Origin of the sequence: Croceicoccus estronivorus, from assembly GCF_001625325.1 — a bacterium.
Classification (GTDB): domain Bacteria; phylum Pseudomonadota; class Alphaproteobacteria; order Sphingomonadales; family Sphingomonadaceae; genus Caenibius; species Caenibius estronivorus.
The window spans coordinates 18,460-41,958 of record NZ_JRQQ01000017.1; the positions used below are offsets into that span (position 1 = coordinate 18,460).

The window sequence follows — 23,499 nt, forward strand, 5'->3', positions numbered from 1 at the left end:
TCTTGTATCCCATGAGAAAAAATGGGGATGAGGTTATGCCGGAAAAAGAAATTCCTTCGCCTAGCGAACTGATCGCACGTGCGGAGGCATTAGTACCCTTTCTTCGCGAACAAGCAGCCGATCATACGCGAGAACGACGTGTGACGCCCGAAACCATTGCCAAAGTGAAAGACGCCGGGCTCTTCCGGGTGATTCAGCCGAAACGATACGGCGGTTACGAGATGAGCCCGGAGGTATTCGGCGAAGTGCTGACTACGCTGGCGCGGGGCGATGCGAGTATGGGCTTCGTGTTCGGCGTAATCGCGGTACACAGTTATCACCTCGCTTTTTATGACGATCAGGCGGCCAGGGATGTCTGGGGCCAGGACGATAGCGTGCTGGTTGGTTCGCCCTATGCACCGAATGGCACCGCCGTTCCGGTGGAGGGAGGATACCGGCTGTCAGGCCGTTGGTCATTCTCCAGCGGATGCGATAATTGTCAGTGGAACTTCCTGGGCGGTACGATCGAGGGGGAAGATGGGCCGCTGATGCAGCGGATGCATTCCTTCCTGGTCCCTCGATCCGACGCAGCCATTATCGACACCTGGCACGTCGTGGGCCTTCAAGGGTCGGGCAGCAAGGACATCGAGGTCGTGGACGCCTTCGTGCCCGAACACAGGGTGCAGCGGTTCCCCATATTCGATTCTTCCGCACATCCGGGGACCCGGCTGAACGACGGCCCCCTATTTCGGGTTCCTTTCATGCCGCTGTTCGTTCGTGCGGTATCCAGCGCCGCGCTGGGTGGTCTGGAGGGCATGATAGAGCATTTCTGCGGCTATACCGCAGACCGTCTCAACGTATTGAGCGAACGCGTAGCCCGTGATCCCATGGTGCAGGCCGCTCTCGGGCAGGCAAAGGCCGGGGCGGAGGAGATGAAAGGAACCATGCGGCGGGATTTGGCTGAAATGCGCCAGATCGGGGAAGAGGGGCGGTTGCTCGGCCCTGAGGAACAGACGTTGTATATGTTGAAGAGCGCCAATGTTCCTCACCGTTGTCAGGAACTGGCGCTCAACCTGATGCGCGCTGCGGGTGCCAACGGAATCCGGCTCGACCGGCCCTTGGCGGGAATCTATTCGGATATTCTCGTTATCGGTCAGCACGCATCGAACACGCCAGCTACGCCTGCGATCAACCTTGGCAAGCTCATGCTGGGAGTGGAAGGGTAGCGCTCGCTTTTTGATGGCTGCATCATCACGTCATTGCGATTGAAATCGGGCAGGTGAGCCCCCTGCTCGACCCTCTTGATGGTGTCGGGGGGCACAATATTGTGAATGCATTAAATATATAAAAACCGTTTAATTATCATATTCTTGCGTTTGACCGTTGCTACTTTCACACAGTGTGTGAAATGAAGGCAAAGCATGCTTGCCTGCGCATTGCATTCCAGAGTGTTCCATATATACCGAGATCCAAGTTTAAGTGTGTGCCTGGGCCGAAGCGGCGTTCCGCATGCGAAACAAGGAGGAGAGGGGATGGGCTGGCTCCGCTTTGCATGGCGGATGGTGGATATGGCCGTGGACGGGTTGAAAGCCCAAGACCGGCATCGCGCAATCGGCGAATTTCCCAACTACAGACATCACGAAAATCTATGCGGATAGCGAAGACCGGGTTCTTGCCCTGGTAGCGCGTGTTCCGCAGGCGGTTGAAACTTGAACTGACAATTGAGTGGTCCTGCTCCTTTCAAGGACTGAGCGGGGCCGGATTTGGAATAGGGAGTGATTTTGCATGGCTGATTTCGAGAACAAGGTTGCCCTGGTTACTGGTGCCGGATCCGGCATCGGCCGTGCGGCGAGCCAGAGGCTTGCAGCGGAAGGGGCCAGCGTTGTTGTCGTCGATCGCGACGAGGCCACGGCAAAACGCACTGTGGAATTGATTGCCGCAACAGGTGGCCGTGCCATTGCATGCACAGCGGATATTTCCAGCGAAGCTGACAACCAGGCCATGTTCGATGTGGCCGAACGGGAATTCGGCGGAATTGATGCGGCATACCTCAATGCCGGGATACTTCAGCCGTATGTGCCTCTCGAACAAGTAACCGTCGACATGTTCGACCGTCTGATCGGGGTCAATCTGCGCGGAACATTCCTGGGTGTGCAGCAGGCGCGTGCCCGCCTGCGCCCCGGCGGCGCATGCGTTGTCACGGCATCCGCCGCGGGCCTGATCGGTTTTGCGGAAGCGGCGGCTTACTCCATGTCCAAACATGGTGTGGTCGGGCTGGTGCGTTCGGCAGCGGCGGCTTTCGCTGCACGCGGACTGCGGATCAATGCGGTATGCCCGGGCATGGTGCTGAGCGGTATGACCGGTGCGGCTGGTCTGGAAGAGATTGTGTCGCCTGACGACCTGGCCGACCCGGAATATCGCGGTCCGCTGTCTGCCCAGCATGTCGCGGAAGTAGCCCTGTTCCTGCTTGGACGCCACGCTGCCGCCGTCAACGGCCAGGCGCAACTGGTCGATGCAGCTTCACTTTCATCTTTTCCGCCCCTGCCTGAAGGAAGCTGATCTTCAGGGTGGGGTTATATATCTATCTAAATAATGAATAAAATTTCTGAAAATTGCAAATTGGGAGAATGTGCATGAGGTATCTGAAGTTTGTTGGCGGTGTGTCGGCTCCGACCATCGCACTTGCAGTTTGCGGCGCGCAGCCAGCGCTGGCGCAGGAAGACGCGCCGGAGCAGCGGAGCGGTGGTGTCGCGGAAATCGTCGTGACAGCACAAAAGCGCGCCGAGAACCTGCAAAGCGTCCCGGTCGCGGTGACCGCGGTGACTTCCGAAGCGATCCAGAATGCCCGGATCGAAAACATCGCCGATATGCGTTCGATCGCGCCGAACCTTTACGTTACGGTCCAGGGTGGCGGCAGTTCGATCCCGACCACCACAATGCGCGGCCAAGTGTCGGGCGCTTCGTCTAACCCGACGGTCGACAACGGCATCTCCTATTATATCGATGGGGTGTACCTTGGCGCTCTGAACGGTCTGCTGTTTGACATCAGCGATATCGAGCGGATCGAAATCATCCGCGGCCCGGCTGGTACACTGTTCGGCACCAACTCCACCGGCGGCGCGATCAACTACATCACTTCGGGCCCCAAGGGCGAATTCGGGATCAAGCAGGACTTCAGCTATTCCCGCTTCAATTCCTTCCGCAGCAAAACCCGCATCGACCTGCCGGAATGGAACGGCATCAGCGCTTCGGTCAGCTATCTCCATAACGAGAAGCGCAGCAACGTCCGCAACTATACGCAGACGACGCTGGATTACACCAATCACACTGCCGGCAAGGTCGGCAAGCTGACCTCGGTCAAGGATCTCAACGAAAGCACGACAGATGCGGTCCATGCCGCTGTACGGTGGGAGCCGCTGGCCGACCTCAGCTTCGAATACAAGTTCGACTGGACACGCCAGAAATCCGCTCCTCCGGCTGTATATCTGCTCGGCTTCCCCGGCACTCCGGGCGGTGTCGGCGCCTATCAACTGGTTGCATCGCAGCAGTATTTCGGCGGCCCGACGCTGGATGACTATATCCAGACCGAGCGCGGCAAGGTGGTGTTCAATGACAACACGACCCAGACCATCACCAAGACCCAGTCGCACCTGCTGGTTACCAATTATGATGCGAACGAGTGGCTGACGATCAAGAATTCGACCAGTTGGCGGTCCAACGATCGTAACGCCTTTACCTCGAATCTCGATGGCGCCGGGTTGTTGACTACTCCGATCGCTTACGATGGCGCGATCCCCACGGCCTTTGCGCCGATCGCCCTGCTGTCGGTACGGTGCTGCAACAAGCTGCGCCAGTTCAGCAATGAACTGCAGCTCAACATCGATACGGAGAAGGTTACCGGAACGCTGGGCCTGTTCCATTATGTCCGCCGCACGAAGGCAGGGCAGAGCCCGTTTGGTGAACAGGTTACGGACGTGTTCCAAGTCTTCCCGGGCAATGCCCACCCTGGCGCACCGCTGACGGATTTCGACCGCAGCTTCTACTACCGGGTCAAGCAAACGGCCGGTTACGGCCAGTTGACCTACCATGTGAACGACCGGTTCGATATCACGGGCGGCATCCGTTACACGCAGGACGACAAGACGTTCTTTGACACTGCGGCGGGTGAACCAGGCCAGACGTATCAGTATTCCAAGGGCAACTTCAGCTTCCTCGGTAACCTGAGCTACAAGCCGACCGACGATATCATGCTCTATGCCAAATACGTCACCAGCTTCATTGCTGGCGGAACTTCGGCCGGTGCGCTCGCCTACGACAGTGTGACTAACCAGGTTTTCCAGGGGCCGGCTATTCCGTACAAAGAAGAGAAGGCGAAATCGTGGGAGGCCGGGCTTAAGGCGGAATGGTTCGACCGTCGCCTGCGTACGAACCTTGCCCTGTTCCACGTAAAGTATACCGGCCTGCAGACGCCGATCTTCCAGTCGTCGGGTTGCATTGTCTCGCCGAACGACATCTGCGAGCCGATTGCTTCCTCGCAGTTCGTGACCAACTTCGGCAAGGCGCGGGCCTATGGCGCCGAGTTCGAGATCACTGCCGTTCCGGTCGAGGGCCTGACTCTCTCGGCCTCGGGTAGCTATACGGACTTTGACTATCAGGAAATCTCGCCGCTTCTGCTCGCGAATGCGAGCGTTACCGAAGTGAAGGACTATCCTGAAACTGCCCGTCCGAAGTTCATGACCAATCTCTCGGCGGAATATGTCATGCCGTTGATGAACGAGACGAAACTGGCCCTGCGTGTGGACGGCAACTATCGTTCGAAGATCAACATCAGCACCGACACCTTCAGCAATCAGGCCTTCGTCGATGCGAACATCGATTATGACAACAGCTATATGCAGGCCCTGACCACGCAGAAGGGGCTGTTCAGGCTGAATGCCCGTGCCTCGGTAATGGACATCCCGGTAGGACCGGCCAAAGCCATGGTATCGGTCTGGGGGCGCAATCTGACCGACAAGCAGCAGCTGAACTTCGTCGCCAACACGGGGATCACCGCTGCAGGTATCTTCGACGATCCCGCCACATACGGTATCGATCTGACCTTCCAATACTGACGATCTGAAAACTGCGATGGCCTGCCGGTGGAATGTTCCGCTGGCAGGCCATTGTCATTCTGGCTCAGCCCTCGCGCGCTCCTGTATCGAGCTAGGTAGCGAACGTAGCGATTACGTCGAGAAATGCGCGCCCATAGGCCTCCCGCTTGCGCGTGCCGACGCCGCTGATGTGGCCAAGGTCCGCATCGGAATGAGGCCGCTTCTCTGCCATTTCCCGTAAAGTGCTGTCATGAAAAATGACATAAGGCGGCACACCCGCTTCCTGGGCAAGATCGCGGCGCAATGCACGCAAGGCATCGAACAGAGGATCGTCCACGGGGTTGGCTTCCGTGTTTCGCCGTTTGCCGCGTCGTGATCTGGCCGGAGGCAGGACGAGAGCGACCTCTTCGTCACCTTTCAGAAACGGACGGGCGAGTGGCCCCAGCATCAAGCCGCCATGTTCGTTCGTTTCGAGCGCATCGCGGACCATGAGGGCCCGCGCGACCGGTTTGAGAAGTGGGGCCTCCTCCGCTTCGACAATGGCGAAAACCGACAGACGGTCATGCCCGCGTTGGGCGATCCGCTCATTCCCCTTGCCGGTCAGAACCGCCTCGATATGCCCAAGCCCGTAACTTTGCCCGGTCCTGTAAACCGCTGACAACAGCTTTTGCGCGGTCAGAGTTGCGTCGACGCAGGCGGGTGGCGACAGGCAATTGTCGCAATTGCCGCAAGTAGCGGGTGGATCTTCGCCGAAATGGCGCAGCAGGACGGCCCGCCGGCAGCCTGCGGTTTCCACCAGCGCGCCCAAAGCCGAAATGCGCGATCGTTCGCCCTGTTGGCGGGCAGGGTCCACTTCATCAATGCGTTGACGTGCGCGGACGAAATCTTCGGGGCCCCATAAAAGCGTTGCCGCCGCAGGTTCGCCATCACGGCCCGCGCGCCCGCTTTCCTGATAATAGCTTTCGATGGACTTGGGCAGCCCCGCATGAACGACAAAGCGGACATCGGGTTTGTCGATACCCATGCCGAAGGCGACAGTAGCAACCATCACCATGTCTTCGCTTGCGATAAACGCGGCTTGGTTGGCTGCCCGCACAGCGGGATCGAGCCCGGCATGATAAGGCAGCACCCGTCGGCCTTTCGCACCCAGGGATTCCGCCAGCCGCTCTGTCATCGCGCGGGTCTGCGCATAGATGATTCCGGGACCGGAATTGTTTGCGAGAATATCGGCCAGTTGCCGGGTGAGCCCATCGCGAGGCTGCACGCTGTAGCGGATATTGGGCCGATCGAATCCTGAAACGATCAATCCGTCATCAGGCAGACCGAGTTGGGCAAGGATGTCGGAGCGTGTGTGACCGTCCGCAGTGGCCGTCAATGCCAGCCGGGGAATATCGGGAAAGGCGTCCAGCAGAGGTTTGAGCAAACGATAATCGGGACGGAAATCATGACCCCATTCCGATACGCAATGGGCCTCGTCGATAGCGAACAGGCAGATGTTAGCGCGTTCCAGGAGATTGCGGAAACCGTCGCTGCTTGCCCGTTCGGGGGCGACGTAGAGCAGATCGAGATCGCCGCCGACCAGCCTGTCCTGGGTTTCGCGCCAGTCTGCATCGGCCGACGTGAGGCTGGCGGCGCGTATGCCCAGAGCGCTGGCCGACCTCAGCTGATCATGCATCAGGGCAATCAGCGGTGAAATGACGACGCAACATCCGTTCATCGCAACGGCTGGCAGCTGATAGCAGAGCGATTTGCCAGCGCCCGTCGGCATGATGGCCAACGTCCCCAGTCCGGCCATCACTCTGCCGATCACCTGTTCTTGCACGCCGCGAAAGGATTCGAATCCGAAAACGTCGTGGAGAAGGGTAACCATGTCCGTGCGCATGGGGGGGCTATAGGGGGCTCCAGCGCTTCCGCCTATGCCCGGGCGCCTGTTATCCTCCGGCGGTTGATTGCCTTGTGCTTGCGGCCAGGCGCGGCCCGTGCGAGGGCGCCGGACAACGGAACCGCATGGCCTCACTCCAGCGTAGGCCTCAAATGCGACCAGCAGTGGAGCATCGCGCTTGATCGCACGGGAATTGATTGGAACGGCACAAGTGCCCGGTGGCGAGGAACTGGCGTTGTACCGCCATGACCGCGACTTCATGATCGTATTGGGCCATAACGAACTCATGAGCAGCCGGATGAGCGGCTCCGAGATTGCTCTGGCGACGCAGACCTGCGCACGCATTGCGCATGTCAAACAGCCAGGTATTCTCATCGGAGGCTATGGCATGGGCTTTACGCTGCGTGCCGCGCTGAAGGATCTGGGGGCGAGCGCCGAAGTAACTGTGGCAGAGCTGGTGCCCGAAATTATCGAATGGGCGCGTGGCCCCATGCAGGAATTGGCTGCGGGGTGTCTCGACGATGCGCGGGTACGGCTGGTGATGGCGGACGTGGCGGATGTCATCGGTGCGAAGCAGCGGCGTTATGACGCCATCCTGCTCGACGTGGACAATGGGCCTGACGGGCTTGTGCGTGAGGCAAACGACCGGATCTATTCCGCGCGTGGCCTGAAGGCAGCCAAGGCGGCATTGCGTCCCGGGGGCGTTTTGGCGATTTGGTCCGCAGGGAAGGACAATGCCTTCGCGGCCCGATTGCGAAATGCCGGATTTCAGGTTGATGAGGTGGGTGTGCGGGCGCGCAGCAATGGCAAGGGGCCAATGCACGTGATCTGGTTCGCCACTGCGGTTTGAACGAGAAGGATTGCGATGGATTTCGACGATCAGTTGCGTCGCTACTTCGGCGCGGATGACATTTCTGCCATTTCGCCCGACGGGCTGGCGGCAGGGATTGAGCGGATGCGGGTCGATTTCGGCATGGAAAAGGATCGTGGAAGGCGCTTTGCGCTATGGAGCCTGCTGCACATGTTTGGAGCCGCTCCTGACCTTGATGTTGCATTCAAGGAGGAGGCGGATCGCAACATTGCGCGCGATTTCATGGAGATGATGGAGCGCGCGCAGCAAGGGGAATAGAGCGAGAGCGGCCGAATAACAGAATGCAGGTTGCCTATACGGTAGAAGCTTCCAGCGCTTCGCTTGCCTCCAGCCAGCTGGCTTCAGCCGCTTCGATCTTCTTCTCCACTTCGGACCGGCGTTTCATCAGTTCGGTCATCGTCAACGCGGCAAGTGCCTTGTCCGCCGAGGTCGGATCGAACATCGCGTGGTCGATGGCGCTGCGCAGCTTGGTCAGTTTCTCAAGCTCTGCCTCGCTTGCCTTGGCTTTCTTGCGCAGTTCCTTGTTCTTTTCGCGCGCATCGGCTGCGGCCTTGCGCTGATCCTTCTTGTTGATCCCGCGATTACCTTCATCCTTGCGCGGTGCGGCCGGGTCCTTGGCCAGAACGAAGGCAATGTAATCTTCTATCGACCCATCGAATTCCCTGGCCGTACCATTATCGACCAGAACCAGACGGTCGGCTGTCATTTCCAGCATGTGACGATCGTGGCTGACGATCAGAACCGTGCCGGTATAGATATTGAGCGCCTGGATCAGTGCCTCGCGGGCATCGACATCGAGGTGGTTGGTCGGTTCGTCGAGAATCAACAGGTGCGGTGCATCGCGAGTAATAAGGGCCAGGGCCAGGCGGGCCCGTTCCCCGCCAGACAGCTTGCTGACCTCGGTCGTGGCCTTGTCTCCGGAAAAGCCGAACCGGCCCAGTTGGGCCCGGACGGCGGCGGGCGTGGCACCCTTCATCAATTGCGTCATGTGCTGGAGCGGAGTCTCCGTGCGATCCAGTTCTTCCACCTGGTATTGGGTGAAATAGCCAACGCGCATCTTCGCGCTGACGTTCATTGCCCCTTCCATGGGTTTCAATTGCGCCGCAAGCAGCCGGGCCAGCGTGGTCTTGCCGTTGCCATTACGACCTAGCAGCGCGATCCGGTCGTCAGGATCAATGCGGAGATTCAGACGGCTAAGAACCGGCGTTTCGCCATAACCCACGGCAGCGAGGTCAAGCGTGATGAGCGGCGGGCGCAATTGATCGGGATTGGGGAAATCGAAGCTCAGCGTGGGATCGTCGATCATTTCGGCGATAGGCTGCAGCTTCGCCAGCGCTTTCATGCGCGATTGTGCCTGCCGGGCAGTGGCGGTCCTCACGGCATTGCGGGCGATGTAATCTTCCAGCTTATCGCGGATCGCCTGCTGTTTGGCCCTGGCCGATGCGATCTGTGCCTGCCGTTCGGCACGCTGCCGTTCAAAAGCGTCGTAGCCGCCGGGGTAGAGATACAGCTTGCCCGCCGAAAGATGCAGGATGTGGTCGACCACGTTGTTGAGGAAATCGCGTTCGTGACTGACCAGGAGGATGGTCGCCGGGTATGAAGTCAGGAAATCTTCCAGCCACAGCACCGCTTCGAGATCGAGGTGGTTCGATGGTTCGTCCAGCAGCAGCACGTCGGGTTGGGAAAACAGCAAGGCCGCCAGCGCAACGCGCATTCGCCAGCCGCCGGAAAAGCTGTCCAACGGCTGATGCTGGGCTTCTTCGTCAAAGCCGAGGCCGACGAGGATGCGGGCCGCGCGGGAAGGGGCAGAATGCGCGTCGATGGCAATCAAGCGTTCGTGAATATCGGCCAGCCGGTGCGGATCGGTGGATCCTTCGCTTTCCGCCATCAATGCCGTGCGTTCGGTATCGGCGGCGAGAACAGTTTCAAATGGCGTTCCGTCGCCACTCGGGGCCTCTTGCGCGATATAGCCCAGTCGACTGCCGCGCGGCATTGCTATTGTGCCACTGTCGGCTTCCAGCATTCCTGTAATGACGCGAATCAGGGTCGACTTTCCTGCGCCGTTGCGTCCGACCAGACCGACACGTCCGCGCGGCGGCAGCTTGGCCGTGGCATCGTCAATGATCGTGCGTCCGCCGAGGCGTACCGTAATTCCAGTGAGATTAAGCATTCGCGGCGCCTAGCAGCAGAGACCGCCGACCGGAAGCTCTTGACGGACGGCGTAGCGGATCGAGCCGGGAAAACTGCTTGCTGACGCGGGCAGGGAATTGACGGCTGGCTCCCGACCGTTGAAGTGACGCTCTTTCAAAGGACTGGAACGAGTCCGAAATGGATGAGGAGAAGGGCATTGGGCCGTATCATGCGTCTGGCCGTCATCTTGCTGGCTTCCACAGGCATCGCAGGTGGAATGGCACATGCGGGAGAACCGCTTCCGCGCGTGGAAGTGATTTCGAAAGCCCCGGCATTCGGTGGTCAGTCGTTCGGCGGGGCAGGTGCATACGAGCGTATCGTCGCAGTGGCGCATATGGAGGCGGATCCGTCGGCTCAGGATAATGCCGGGATTGTCGATCTCGACAAGGCCCCACGTGATGAACAGGGCATGGTCGCCTACGATGTCGATGTGGTGATCCTGCGGCCTGTCGATGCGGCCAAGGCGCGCCAGGTGATGATTTATGATGTCGCCAATCGCGGCATGAAACCGCTGATGACGTTCAACGATGCGCCGTTCATGGCGGATGACAATCCGGGTAATGGCTTCCTCATGCAGCAGGGCTTCACATTGGTTTGGAGCGGCTGGCAGGGGGACATTGCCGGCAAAGGCCTGATCGGAGCCCGCCTCCCCATTGCAACTGGTGAGAGTGGGCCAATTACCGGCCGGATCACGGCTGAAACAATTTTCGATAATCCCGCATCCGACCTGATTACTCTGCCTTATCCGGCATTCGGGATGGGGCAGGATGAGTCAGGGCTGGGCGAGGCTGGACAGGGCAACGCCATTTTGACTGTGCGTGAGCGGGCGGGCGATCCCGCGACAGTCGTGGATCCTGCCGACTGGCGTTTCGAGGATGAACGGCATGTACGGCTGATAAACAAGCCTACCAACGATGCGGGCGCAATCTATCGTATGTCCTACGTCGCCCGTGATCCGTCGGTAGCGGGGCTGGGGTTTGCCGCAGTCCGTGATCTGGTGTCGTTCCTGCGTAGTGGCAGTGCGGAGCAGGACAACCCTCTTGCCGATATCGTAGCGAATGCTTGCAAAGATGAGGGTTCCGACACTTGTGCTGCCAGCAGCTATGACACGGTAGTTGCCCATGGTGCGTCCCAGTCGGGGCGGTTCCTGCGGGATTTCGTATGGCAGGGCTTCAACCGGGACACCTTGGGTAAGCGAGTATTCGATGGGATGCTGGTTGTGATTGCCGGTGGTCGACGGACTTTCACCAATATGCGCTTTGCCCAGCCCGGAGAATTTTCCCGACAGCATGAAGGACACGAGACTCCCGGCTTTGATTTTCCCTTCGCTTATGGCTTGCAACGCGATCCGATCACGCAACGCGAGGATGGTATCCTCGCACGTTGCAGCGAGGATGGGACCTGCCCCAACATCTTCCACATCGATACCAGCGGGGAGTTTTGGCAAGCTGGCTCTTCATTGGTCGGCACGGATGGCGATGGCATGGATGTGGCGTTCCCCCCATCCGTGCGGGCCTTCATGATCGCTGGCGGGTCGCACGCTCCGGGATTTGTCATGCCCTTCTGCAAATATCCGGCCAATTCGCTGAATTATACGGCGGTGGAACGGGCTTTGCTGCTGGCTATGGTGGATTGGACGACCACCGGGAGTGAACCGCCTGCCAGCCGCTGGCCGCAAGTTGCGGATGGGGAATTGCTGTCGCCGGGTACACTGGCGTCGCCCGATCTGTCCGCAATGGATGTTCATTGGCCCGATGTCGTCAACGAGCCAATTGCCTCATTGGGTGCGCAGGAATGGCCTGTGCTGGTGCCGCAGGTCGATGCGGACGGCAACGATCTACCCGGCATCAGGCTTCCCTCTGTCGACGTTCCAGTGGCGACTTATCTCGGCTGGAATTTGCGCAAGGCGGGATTTGCCGAGGATGAATTGTGCAACATTTTCGGGTCGGAAATTCCGTTTGCCAAAACGCGGGAGGAACAGCCCGACGATCCCAGACAGGCGCTGGCCGAGCGGTACCCCGGTACCGAAAGGCAGGATCGTGTCCATGCCTCAATAGAAAAGCTGGAACAGGAGGGTCTTCTGCTGCCTGAGGACGCCCGCCGGATGGAGGAAGCGATAGCGAGGTAGTCGTCCTCGTCGTGGGCAGGGCCTAGCCGCGCGATGCGCCGGTGCTAGCTCAATTCGCGCTCCGGGGCAGGCTTATGGACGGCATAAGTGCGCATGAACAGGTCCATCGTGCGTTCCACTTCGGCTGCAATGTCGTCAGGGCCGAGAGTGTCCGTCAATCTCAGCCAGAGTTGTTGCTGACATCGGCTGACGCATAAATGCATGAGGAATTGGGCGCAGTTGGAAGGATCATCGGAACGTATCTGGCCGCGCTCCATTGCTCCTGAAAGAAAGTCCGCCAGCAAAGCGACAGTCTGCTTGGGGGCGCGATCATAAAAGATTCTTCCCACCTCGGGGAAACGGCCTGCTTCGGCGATGACGAGGCGGCTGAGCGCGATCCCATCAGGCGAAGTGATTTTTTCCAGCAGTTTGTGACAAAAACGGCTCAACGTCAGGGCGATGTCACCGCATGGGTCCAGGACTTCCGATAATTGCTTGCGAAATTCGATGGTTGCCTGGTCTATCACGGCTGTGAAAAGAGCTTCCTTCGAGGGAAAATAATTCCACAGGGTTCCCTTGGAGCCGCCGCGCTTGGCAGCAATGGCCGACATTGTTGTTGCCGAATAGCCGTGTTCAAGGAAATAGCGCTTGGCAACTGTCAGGATGGCCTCCCGCCTGTCCTGCCGTCGTGCCTCCCGGCGGCTTATCGTGTCGCATGAACGTGCCGTCATAATAGCCGTACTATATGGTACGATTTTTTGATTGACAAGGTGGCGTGTCCGGGGGCAATGGCGCAATCCATACTGACTGGTACGGTTTTATGATTTCGGTGACTCGGACGCAAATCCTGTTTCTTTGCGCTGCCACGATGCTTGTGGGCGGGCTAGGCGGTTGTGCGGCTGTTCCCGATCTCGGGCCCAAACCGGTGCCGCTGGCGTCACAGGATGTGGCTGCGGAACGAAGCCTCGCGGGTGAAGCCGGTGAATGGCCGCAGGATAGCTGGTGGACTGCTTATGGCGACCCGCAGCTCGACAGACTGATTGCAGAAGGTCTGCAGAATTCTCCGGATACCGCTGCTGCTGCTGCACGGTTCCGTAAGGCGGTGGGCTATGCACGACAGGCTGGGGCACCATCGCTGCCGTCAGTCGATGTGACGGGTTCTGCCGCGTTTAACAAGCAAAGCTACAACAACGGCTTTCCCAAGGAATTCGTACCGAAGGGATGGCTCGATACGGGCAATGTTTCCGTCGGCCTGGGCTTTGATCTGGACATCTGGGGCAAGAACAGGGCCGCGCTGGCTGCGGCAGTTTCGGAAGTGAAGGCGGCCCAGTACGATGCGCGGCAGGCCCGTCTGATGCTGGCGACTGGCATTGCCGATGCTTATGCCGATCTCGCGCGCCTTTATGAAGAACGCGATATTCGCAAATCCACGCTTGATATTCGCATGGCCAGCCAGAAACTGGTTGTGCAGCGACAGCGCAATGGTCTCGAAACGCAAGGCAGTGTGAAACAGGCGGACGCGAATGTTTCCAGTGCCCGTGCTGATCTCGCGGCTGCTGAAGAAGCGATTGCGTTGCGGTCCAATCAGATCGCGGCATTGGTTGGGGCAGGCCCCGATCGCGGTCTTTCGCTGGAGCGACCGCAATTGTCCGCCCCTGCGATGCGTGGCTTGCCGCCTGGGGTCACTACCGATCTGTTGTCTCGTCGACCGGATATCGGTGCGGCGCTGGCCCGGTTGGAAGCGGCTGCTAGCCGTATCAAGGTCGCGCGGGCAGATTTCTTCCCGGCCATCCGGCTCGATGCCTTGATCGGTTATCAGGCATTGGGGCTGGATCAGCTGATCGAACGTGATTCCATTCAAGGGAATGTGGGGCCGGCCATCAGCCTGCCGATTTTCCATGGTGGTGCGCTTGGCGGGCAATATCGCGTCGCACGTGCGACGTATGACGAAGCTGTTGCGGACTATGACGGCACTGTTCTGTCAGCCTACCGCGACGTGGCGGATGCTGTCACGAGCCGGGCCATGCTCGCACAGCGGCTGAAAGATGCGCGCGATGCACTGACTGCGTCTGAACAAGCGCTGGACATCGCTCGCTTGCGCTACGATGGCGGGCTTTCGAGCTATATTGACGTGTTGAATGTGGAAGACCGGATGCTGGCCACCCGCGAAGCCGTTGCGGAGCTGGAGGCACGGGCGCTCACACTCGACATTGCTTTGATCCGTTCCCTCGGCGGTGGTTTCCTGCCGTCCGATATTCCAGATCCCAAGGATGATACCGATGGCTGATGCCGCAGCTACTCCCCAGACGGAAACGGCCCCTGATGCCGGGCGAGAGGCGGAGGAAAAAGCCCGCCGGAAGGCAATGCGCCGTACCTGGCTGCTACGGCTGGCCATGGCCGTTGCCGCGCTCGGCCTTCTCTGGGCAGCCTGGTATCTTCTGATCGGTCGCAATTATGTCAGCACTGACAATGCCTATGTAAATGCGGAAATGGCGCAAGTGACGCCGCTCATGTCCGCTCAGGCTGTCGAGGTGCTGGTCAGCGATACCGACAGCGTGAAGCGTGGCGATATTCTGGTCCGGCTGGACGGATCGGATGCTGAGATCGCGATTGCGCAGGCAGAAGCGGACCTGGCTGAGGCCCGGCGCAAGTTCCGGCAGGCCTCGGCGACCAGCGGCTCGCTGGCATCTCAGGTCAAGGCGCGCGAAGCGGACATCGTGCAGGCGCGGGCGGATCTCGAAAAGGCGCGAATTGATCTGGAACGTCGCGAGCGTCTGGCAGACAGTGGGGCTGTGTCAGGGGAAGAACTGACTCAGGCGCGCAACGCCTACGCAGCGGCGAAGGCCAATCTCGCACAGGCTGAATCGACGCGCGCCGCCGCTGCTGGAGAATACGCGGCCAACGAAGCTCTCGTCCGTGGCTCAAGCGAAGAAACCGATCCCGCCGTGCTGGCGGCCAAGGCCCGGCTCCAGTCGGCAAAGCTGGATTATGAACGCACTGTTATCCGTGCACCTATCGCCGGGATCGTGACCAAGCGTCAGGTGCAGGTGGGACAGCGCGTGACGCAGGGTTCGCCCATCATGACGATCGTTCCGGTGGCGAATGTCTATGTCGATGCGAATTTCAAGGAACGTCAGTTGCGCAGGGTAAAGATCGGCATGCCTGCGAAAGTCACGGCCGACCTTTATGGCGGCGGGGTCGTCTATCATGGCCGGGTTGCTGGCCTGTCGGGCGGCACGGGGGCTTCCATGTCACTGATTCCCGCGCAGAATGCGACCGGTAACTGGATCAAGGTCGTGCAACGGCTTCCGGTCCGTATCGAACTCGATCCCAAGGAACTGGCGGAACATCCCTTGCGGGTTGGCCTGTCCACCGAGGTCGAGATCGACCTGGCGGGCGATTGAGCATCCTTCGGTGACCGGCCCGCCGCCCAGCTATACTCTGATCGCGCCGTCCCGGCGCTTCATCGCCGGGATAGTGCTGGCGCTCAGCAACTTCATGGTCGTGCTCGACATGACCATCGCCAATGTCTCCGTGCCGCACATCGCGGGCAATCTCGGCATTTCCGCTTCGCAGGGGACGTGGGTCATCACCTCCTACGCAGTGTCGGAGGCGATTTGCGTGCCTTTGACCGGCTGGCTCGCGCAACGTTTCGGTGCGGTGCGGGTGTTCGTCGCCAGCATGTGCGGCTTTGGGCTGTTTTCGATGTTGTGCGGTCTTTCCCCCACTCTGGACATGTTGGTTCTGTGCCGCGTCGGACAGGGCCTTTGCGGCGGGCCGATCATGCCGATGTCGCAGACCTTGCTTCTGCGGCTCTATCCGCCCGAAATGCGTGGCCGGGCGATGGGGACATGGGCCATGACGACTCTGCTCGGTCCGGCGATGGGCCCCATTCTGGGCGGGATGATCAGCGACAACTGGAGCTGGCACTGGATTTTCTTCATCAACGTGCCGATCGCCATTCTGGGGGTGATGGCCACACTTGCGCTGCTGCGCCCGCTTGAGACGGAAAGCCGCCCTGTTCCGATAGATTCTGTGGGTTTGTTCCTGCTGGTATTCTGGATCGGATGCCTGCAGATCATGCTCGATATCGGACGCGAACATGACTGGTTCGGCGATCCGATGGTCGTGGCGCTAGCCATCGGCGCGATTGTCGGCTTCGTCGTTTTCGTGATCTGGGAACTGACGGAAGAGCACCCGGTGGTGAACTTGCGGGTCTTTGCCAATCCGGGTTTCACATTCGGCGTGATTGCCCTGGCGCTGTGTTTCGGAACATACTTTGCCAGTATCGTGATCATTCCCCAATGGCTGCAGATGTCCATGGGGTATACTGCCACGCTTGCCGGGATTGCCACGGCGTTCACGGCGATGAGCGCGCTTACCACATCGGCCATCGCCGCCCGGCTGCTGGGGCGGGTCGATCCCCGCATCATGGTTTCCTGCGCGGTCGCGTGGCTGGGCCTGATGGCGCTGTGGCGTGCCACGCATTGGACCAGTGAGGCCGATTTCTGGACGATCGCCCTGCCTCAAATGGTGCAGGGGGTGGCAATGCCGTTCTTCATCGTGCCGCTGACGGCGATTACGCTGGGCGCTGTGCCGCCTTCCGATACGGCATCTGCGGCGGGCTTGCAGAACTTCCTGCGAACCATGGCTGCGGCGATCGCGGCATCTGTGGTGCTTACGCTATGGGATGATTCCCAGCGTGTGGCGCACAATGAAATCGTTTCGAATTTGCGGCCGGACGATGTGTTGCGGGAACTCGGCAATAATGGTTTCCCGACCGATCAGGCGTGGCAAATGGTTGCGAACATTGCGAACGACCAGGCAATCGCGGTTGCCGTCAATCATGTGTTCCTGTTGTCTTCGTTCGCACTGTTTTTCGCGGCGGCAATTGTCTGGCTATCACCAAAACCCAAAGGCCCGGTGGATCAGTCAGCCGCTCACTGACGGGCACAATTTTATTAAGAATGGCAACCGGTTACCTTTGACTGTGACGCCGCAGTCAAGGGGTTCGTCTGTTTTTAACACCACGTAAAATGCGTGTAATCGGCCAAAACGCCGGGATGAGACTGATAGAACCATTTCCGCCAATTCGGACCTGTATTCTGAATAGGTCTGGTTAGCGTGCCGATAACTTGTTATCGCCCGGGAAAATGAGTCGCATAATCTGAGTCTGTTATTTCTCTTGTTTGCTGCGAATTTTGGGGGCTTGTCATGAAAGTTGAACTGCGTTGCGCCGCGTCTGCGGCTGCACAAATGCCGGGTGTGCGTCGGCGCCGGATGCTGGTTTCCAGCACTGCCCTGGCGCTGCTTGCATCGGCTGGATATTTCTCTCCGCTGTCGGTTGCGCCTGCGCTTGCGGACTGCGTGACTACAACGGGCGGTAGCCCGGATACCATCGTTTGCAGCGGCAATGACGATGTCGATGGCGCCAGCCTCAACAGCAGTGACGGCACTGGTGTTACTGTCACGGTTCAGCCGAATTCTTCGTTGACCAATGGTTCCGGCGATAGCCTGGACGTGGGATTGGAAGGGAGCGGGTTTCTCGTTGTTTCCAATAGGACTTTTAATCTGAACATGCAGGATGCGGATTCAGGCATCACCGGCGGTGATGTTCAGGTTCATGTCCATGGTGAAGATTTCTTCTTGGGAACTACGGCCGTTAATGGCACGTGGAATATCGGCGGTACGATTCAAAGCTACAATGACGATGCGATTGTCGTCGATCTTCCGGGCGGAACGGGCAGTACCGGCATCACTATGAACATCTTGCCCACGGGTGAGGTGAGCGCGGCGGAAGACGCGATTACGATCAATCACACAGGGGTCGGAGTTCTTAATTACACGTTGAATAACGACGGTACGATTTTCGCGACCAACGGTGATGGCGTGCGTGTCGATGTCAGCCTTCTTTCAGATAGCTCTGGCTCGGTAACGATCAACAACAATGGCGTGATGGGCAACGCCGTCAATCCGATTGGCGGCAATGCGATTGACATTAATTCCAATACGCCTCTGGGAACCACGATCACAGTAACCAACGACCCTGATGGCAATCTGCTGCCGGGCGCGGGGACGATCTATTCGACCGATACGGCGATCGATATTTTCCAGGTCGCAGGATCGACCTCTGTTACCAATGCCGAAGACGCTTCGATCACCTCGACCGGTGGCAAGGGTATTCAGGTTGTGACCGGCGGTGGCGCGACCATTACCAACAATGGCGAAATTACTGCTGCCACCGGCGGCATCGACGTGGCTTCGCTTGGAAATTCGTCGGTAACCGGTTCTGGAGATGTGACCACCACGGACGGCACCGGTATTTCCGTCTTGACTGGTTTCCCGATTGGAATCGGTTCGTTCGGCAGCGGTGCTGCTACGGTTGACGTGCGCGATGGCACGGTCACTTCCACCAATGGCTCGGGCATTGTCGCCGTTGCGGTTGGAACAGGCAACGCGACAGTCGATGCCGGCGAAGTCAATGCTGGCGCGGGCGGCATCTCGCTGCCCGGATCGTTCAGTGCGGTTACGTTCCCCGTTGGCGGTGGCGCGATTGCAATCACGAATGAAGGCGATGCCACGGTCAACGCGCATGGCAATATTTCGGTCGATGGGGGCACGTTCGGTGCTGCGGCAATCTCGCTGCAGGGCGGTGCCGATGTAAACCTCAACGGTGTTACGATCGACCCGCCGGCGATTGGCGCGGCGGCGATTGTGCTGGGTGGCACGTCCGATGCCAATATCACGACCGGTGCGGCTACTGTCGATGCGACCACAGTGGGCCTTCTGGGTGTTAACAATGGCACCGGCGACGTAAATATCGACGCCGAAGGGGCACTGATCGGTGACCTTACCCAGCCTCAGCTGGGCATTGGCGGTTACACCTCGGGCGGCGGTGACGTCGATATCGAGGCTGCTACCTCCACGGTCAACGCAGGTGCAGGCATCGGTGGTTATGCCAGTGCTGGCGGCAATGTCTGGATCGACAGCGGCACGGTCAATGCCAATGGTCTCGGTAATCTGAGCCTTGGCGTCATTGGCGTGGCGCAGGGCGGCGGCAGTGTCGACATCGACACGCATGGTGACACGACGGCGGCGGGCCTTGTCGGTGTCGGTGGTTATGCCGACACGGCCGGTGATGTCGATATCGGGCTGGGCGCGAACACGGTTACGGCACTGAGCGGCCTTGGCGTTGTCGGCGTTGCGCAAGGCGGCGGCGATGTCGATATCGAAGGTGCGAATTCGACAGTGAACGCGGGCGCGGGCATTGCTGGTTACGCTGATACAGGTGGCAACGTCTGGATTGATAGCGGCACGGTTGATGCCAGCGGTCTCGGCGGCCTGAGCCTCGGCGTCATCGGTGTGGCGCAGGGCGGTGGCAGTGTCGATATCGACACGCACGGCGACACGACGGCGACGGGCCTTGTCGGTGTCGGCGGCTTTGCCGACACGGGCGGCGATGTTGGTATCGATTTGCTCGGTAATACGGTCACTGCACTGAACGGCGCCGGTGTCGTAGGTGTCGCGCTTGATGGTGGCGACGTTGATATCGAAGGCGAAGGTTCAACCGTGAATGCCGCCATCGGCGTTGTCGGCGTCGCGACGGATGGCAATGCCTGGATCGACAGTGGTACAGTCACTGCTACCGGTGCGGGTCCGCTCAGCGTTGGTGTTGTCGGAGTTGGCGTTGGTGGCCAGGTCGATATCGACACGCACGGCGACACAACGGCGACGGGCCTTGTCGGTGTTGGTGGCTTTGCTTCGGGCGATGTTGGCATCGACCTTCTGGGCAACACGGTTACCGCGCTCGACGGCGCAGGTGTTGTGGGCGTTTCCTTCGATGCTGGCAATGTCGACATCGAAGGCGAAGGCTCAACCGTGAATGCGGCGATTGGCATTGCAGGCGTCGCGACGGATGGAAACGTCTGGATCGACAGCGGCACTGTCACGGCGGCAGGCGCTGGCCCGCTCAGCGTTGGCGTTACGGGCGTTGCGCTGAATGGCAGCGTGGATATCGACACGCATGGCGACACGACAGCTGAAGGGCTTGTCGGTGTTGGTGGCTTTGCCTCGGGCGATGTTGGCATCGACCTTCTGGGCAATACGGTTACCGCGCTCGACGGCGCAGGTGTTGTGGGCGTTTCCTTCGATGCCGGCGATGTCGACATCGAAGGTGAAGGCTCAACCGTGAATGCGGCAATTGGCGTTGCAGGCGTCGCGACGGATGGAAACGTCTGGATCGACAGCGGCACTGTCACGGCGGTAGGCGCTGGCCCGCTCAGTGTTGGCGTTACGGGCGTTGCGCTGAACGGCAGCGTGGATATCGATACGCACGGCGACACGACGGCTGAAGGTCTCGCCGGTGTGTCTGCATTCGCTTCGGAAAATATCGGCATTGACCTGCTGGGTAATACCGTCACAGCGACAAACGGGTTCGGCCTGATGGCTGTGGCTGGCGAAGATATTACGATCGCGGGCGTGGACAGCACGATTAACTCGGATCTGACCGGGATTCTGGCGACTTCGTTTGCTGGGGATATCGTTATCGACGCAGGCGATATTACGTCCGCGAATGGCTCCGGCATTCTGGCTGGCGCTTTGGGTGGAGATATCGATATCACCACCTATGGTGATATCGCAGCCAACGGTATCGCGGGTATCGGCGCTTTCGCAGCTGGTGACATCGATATCATATTGGGTACGAGCACTGTGACCAATACGGCAGGGGTCGGTGTTAATGCACTGGCGCTTGGCGATGTGGTGGTTGCCGGTGCGGATAGCACGATCGGTTCGGAACTGACCGGGATTGTCGCCACTGGCACCAATGTCGATGTAGATTCCGGCACGATCGTGTCCGCGAATGGCTCGGGCGTGATTGCAACTGCCTTCGGCGGCAATGCCTATGTCGATACGCATGGCAAGATCACGGCCGACAATGGGATGTATGGCGCAGCTGCGACATCGTTCGGCGGTGATGCCATTGTCACGGTGAACGGGGATATCGACCCGCCGTTTATCGGCGCTTCTGCTGTGACGTTCGGGCCGGGTACTGCCTCGGTAACGAACAATGCCAACGTCGAAGCAGATTTCATTGGGCTGGCTGCTGCCAACTTCGGCGCTGGCGATGTGATTGTCACTAACAATGGAACAGTTGGCGCGGGGGTAAATCCCGCTCCGGTATTCGGTATCTCGACGCTTAACGCGGGACCGGGTGCAACCACGATCACCAACAGCACCGGCGCGGAAATTCATGCGTTGGGTTCGGGCATTTCGGCCATTTCGTTCGATCCGGCCGGCCAGAACGACATCGATATCTACAACGATGGGTTGGTGCAGGGCGATGGAGATCTGTTCGCCACGGTATGGACCTTCAGTGACGGATCACTGACGCTGCACAACGATGTGAACGGCGTCATCACGAACAATCAGGTCGATCCGGAAGCCGGGGCCATCATATGGTCCTATGCGGAAGGAACGATCGGTATCGTCAATGACGGTTCGATGACCGGCAATGTCGCTCTGGTTGCCTTGGGCACGGATGTGAACGGTGCCAGCGTATTGTTCGACAACAATGCCGGTGCTGACTGGACCTTCGCCGGAGCTAACTACGTCTATGGCGATGGGGATATCCTGCTTGGCAATGCGGGTACGGTGAACGCCGTCACGACGTCGCTGACCACGTTCGAATCTGCCAACGGCAATGTCGCGATCGCCAACTCGGGTGAGATCAACACGAATGGCGATCATATGTTCGCGTTCGTCCATCCGAACGGCGTCAGCACTCTCGACAATACCGGCGAAGTGAATGTTGTCGGTACGCTGGCCTTCGACGGGCTCGGCGATTTCAACAACATAGGCCTGCTCAACACGGTTGACGGTGACACCGCCGAAATCGTTTCGACCACGGGTAACTTCAATGCGATTGGGGCTAACAGCGTCTTCGCATTCGATGCTCAGTTGCAGTCGAATGGCCTTGCCGATGTGCTTGTCGTGGATGGTGATGTTACCGGCACAACCAATATCCAGGTGAACGACATCACCGGGGCTGCTCCTGGCCAATTGATCGGCGCCAGCGACGGGATCGTGTTCGCGATGGTTGCTGGAAATACCAGCTCCGCCACACCTGATTTCACGACGAACGGAGGCATCGACAAGGGGCTCTTCCGTTACGATGCTTATCTGCGTGACACCCCGGTCAACAATGCGGGGTACGATGAATGGGTCCTGGCCAGCACACCTGATCGTGAGGCGTTTGAATTCCCGGTCGCAGCATATGCTGCCCAGAACCTCTGGCATGTGTCGACGGGGACCTGGCTGGATCGGACTGCCGACCTGCGTTCGGCTTTCACCGGCAACGGTGACGGCACAGTTGCGGGCAATGTCACTCCAGGCTTGTGGGGCCGTGTCTACGGTGGCCAGATCAAGCGTGATATGAGCAACACGGCTGGAGCGCCGGCTGGGTTATCCGGTGGTGGAGTCTATTCCTACGAGGACAAGATCGACCAGGATTTCTACGGCTTCACGATCGGTCTGGATTTCGGTTCGGAAAGTCGTTCGGCCAGTGGCAACGATCAGGCATGGCTGTTCGGGGTCATGGGCGGATATGCCAAGTCCGACCTCGATTTCAGCGTTTCGAATACCGACATGGATTTCGAGCAGGGTTCCATCGGGGCTTATGTCACCCGTCTGGATGGTCCGTTCTTCGCTGATCTCGCCGTCAAGGTCGATTTCGGTTCGATCGATTACAAGTTCGACGACGGGATATTCGCGGGGAGCTTTGACACCGACTATACATCTGTCGGTGCGATCCTTGATACCGGCTACAGGCTCCCGCTCGGTTCCAACATGTTCTTCGAGCCGAAGGCGACGTTGGCCTACGTCCACACCGATTTCGACAAGGCGACCTTGTTGGGTACTGGCGTGGGGCTTCACGATGGTGAGAGCTTCCGTGGCCGTCTGGGTGCCCGTCTGGGTGCTTCGATTGCGAGCGGTAACGGTAACGTGATAGAGCCGTACATCGAAGGCAGTGTCTGGGATGAGTTCGAAGGCAAGTACAAGGTTACGTTGTCGAGCGCAGGGAACAGCACTGTACTCGGGTATGAAGCGGACGACGCCTTTGGCGAAGTTGCAGCAGGCCTGAGCTTCTCGAACAAGAATAGTGGCCTCAGCTTCTTCCTGCGCGGTGCCACGCAGTTTGGGGATGAAGGTTACAGGGCCTATATCGGGAATGCCGGACTGCGGTATCAGTTCGGCGCTGCCGAGCCGGCTCCGCCGCCGCCGCCTCCCCCGCCGCCCCCGCCTCCTCCTCCGCCGCCCCCGGCACCAGAGGTGGTGTGCAACAAGGGCCCATACATCGTGTTCTTCGACTGGGATAAGTCGG

The 23,499-nt window shown here is 59.3% G+C and carries 13 protein-coding genes; 10 read left to right on the top strand and 3 right to left on the bottom strand.

Annotation, left to right across the window (positions count from 1 at the left end; all coding sequences use genetic code 11):
• Window positions 1-35: 35 nt before the first annotated feature.
• The 3 genes from MB02_RS17060 (at window position 36) to MB02_RS17070 (ending at window position 5,090) form a co-directional block, all read left to right on the top strand.
• Complete coding sequence (locus MB02_RS17060; protein WP_067540733.1) at window positions 36-1,205, top strand: acyl-CoA dehydrogenase family protein; 1,170 nt, start codon at window positions 36-38, stop codon at window positions 1,203-1,205.
• A gap of 559 nt (window positions 1,206-1,764) precedes the next feature.
• Window positions 1,765-2,538 carry an SDR family NAD(P)-dependent oxidoreductase gene (locus MB02_RS17065; RefSeq protein ID WP_067540736.1) on the top strand — a complete coding sequence of 258 codons (774 nt, stop codon included), beginning with the start codon at window positions 1,765-1,767 and terminating at the stop codon, window positions 2,536-2,538.
• Between the two features lie 74 nt (window positions 2,539-2,612).
• Window positions 2,613-5,090, top strand: a complete 2,478-nt coding sequence (locus tag MB02_RS17070; protein WP_067540739.1) for a TonB-dependent receptor — start codon at window positions 2,613-2,615, stop codon at window positions 5,088-5,090.
• A 91-nt stretch (window positions 5,091-5,181) separates the two neighbouring features.
• Here the strand turns inward: MB02_RS17070 and recQ are convergent, their stop codons facing one another.
• The gene (gene recQ / locus MB02_RS17075; protein WP_067540742.1) at window positions 5,182-6,951 is read right to left on the bottom strand and encodes a DNA helicase RecQ; all 1,770 of its coding nucleotides are present in this window, start codon (window positions 6,949-6,951) and stop codon (window positions 5,182-5,184) included.
• 178 nt (window positions 6,952-7,129) lie between these two features.
• Between recQ and MB02_RS17080 the strand changes: the two genes are divergently transcribed.
• Both MB02_RS17080 and MB02_RS17085 read left to right on the top strand, forming a co-directional pair.
• Window positions 7,130-7,801 (top strand): spermidine synthase, encoded by a 672-nt coding sequence (locus MB02_RS17080; protein ID WP_067540745.1) that lies wholly within the window; start codon window positions 7,130-7,132, stop codon window positions 7,799-7,801.
• Between the two features lie 15 nt (window positions 7,802-7,816).
• Window positions 7,817-8,080, top strand: coding sequence for a hypothetical protein (locus MB02_RS17085; protein ID WP_067540748.1), 264 nt, complete (start codon window positions 7,817-7,819; stop codon window positions 8,078-8,080).
• A 34-nt stretch (window positions 8,081-8,114) separates the two neighbouring features.
• Here MB02_RS17085 and MB02_RS17090 read toward each other — a convergent pair whose 3' ends face one another.
• Window positions 8,115-9,992, bottom strand: coding sequence for an ABC-F family ATP-binding cassette domain-containing protein (locus tag MB02_RS17090; RefSeq protein ID WP_067540751.1), 1,878 nt, complete (start codon window positions 9,990-9,992; stop codon window positions 8,115-8,117).
• A gap of 177 nt (window positions 9,993-10,169) precedes the next feature.
• Between MB02_RS17090 and MB02_RS17095 the strand changes: the two genes are divergently transcribed.
• Complete coding sequence (locus tag MB02_RS17095; RefSeq protein WP_156495576.1) at window positions 10,170-12,140, top strand: alpha/beta hydrolase domain-containing protein; 1,971 nt, start codon at window positions 10,170-10,172, stop codon at window positions 12,138-12,140.
• Window positions 12,141-12,184: 44 nt separating this feature from the next.
• On the opposite strand, the gene MB02_RS17100 is transcribed toward MB02_RS17095, so the two are convergent.
• Window positions 12,185-12,850 carry a TetR/AcrR family transcriptional regulator gene (locus MB02_RS17100; protein ID WP_067540757.1) on the bottom strand — a complete coding sequence of 222 codons (666 nt, stop codon included), beginning with the start codon at window positions 12,848-12,850 and terminating at the stop codon, window positions 12,185-12,187.
• 89 nt (window positions 12,851-12,939) lie between these two features.
• Here MB02_RS17100 and MB02_RS17105 point away from each other — a divergent pair, with 89 nt between their 5' ends.
• The 4 genes from MB02_RS17105 to MB02_RS17900 all read left to right on the top strand — a co-directional run.
• Complete coding sequence (locus tag MB02_RS17105) at window positions 12,940-14,406, top strand: efflux transporter outer membrane subunit (protein WP_067540761.1); 1,467 nt, start codon at window positions 12,940-12,942, stop codon at window positions 14,404-14,406.
• Window positions 14,399-15,523, top strand: a complete 1,125-nt coding sequence (locus MB02_RS17110) for an EmrA/EmrK family multidrug efflux transporter periplasmic adaptor subunit (RefSeq protein WP_067540783.1) — start codon at window positions 14,399-14,401, stop codon at window positions 15,521-15,523. Before MB02_RS17105 ends, MB02_RS17110 begins: the two co-directional genes overlap by 8 nt.
• Before the next feature lie 10 nt (window positions 15,524-15,533).
• Window positions 15,534-17,066, top strand: a complete 1,533-nt coding sequence (locus MB02_RS17115; protein ID WP_067540764.1) for a DHA2 family efflux MFS transporter permease subunit — start codon at window positions 15,534-15,536, stop codon at window positions 17,064-17,066.
• 267 nt (window positions 17,067-17,333) lie between these two features.
• The coding region (locus tag MB02_RS17900; protein ID WP_067540767.1) for an autotransporter outer membrane beta-barrel domain-containing protein at window positions 17,334-23,499 on the top strand (6,166 nt) is incomplete at its 3' end.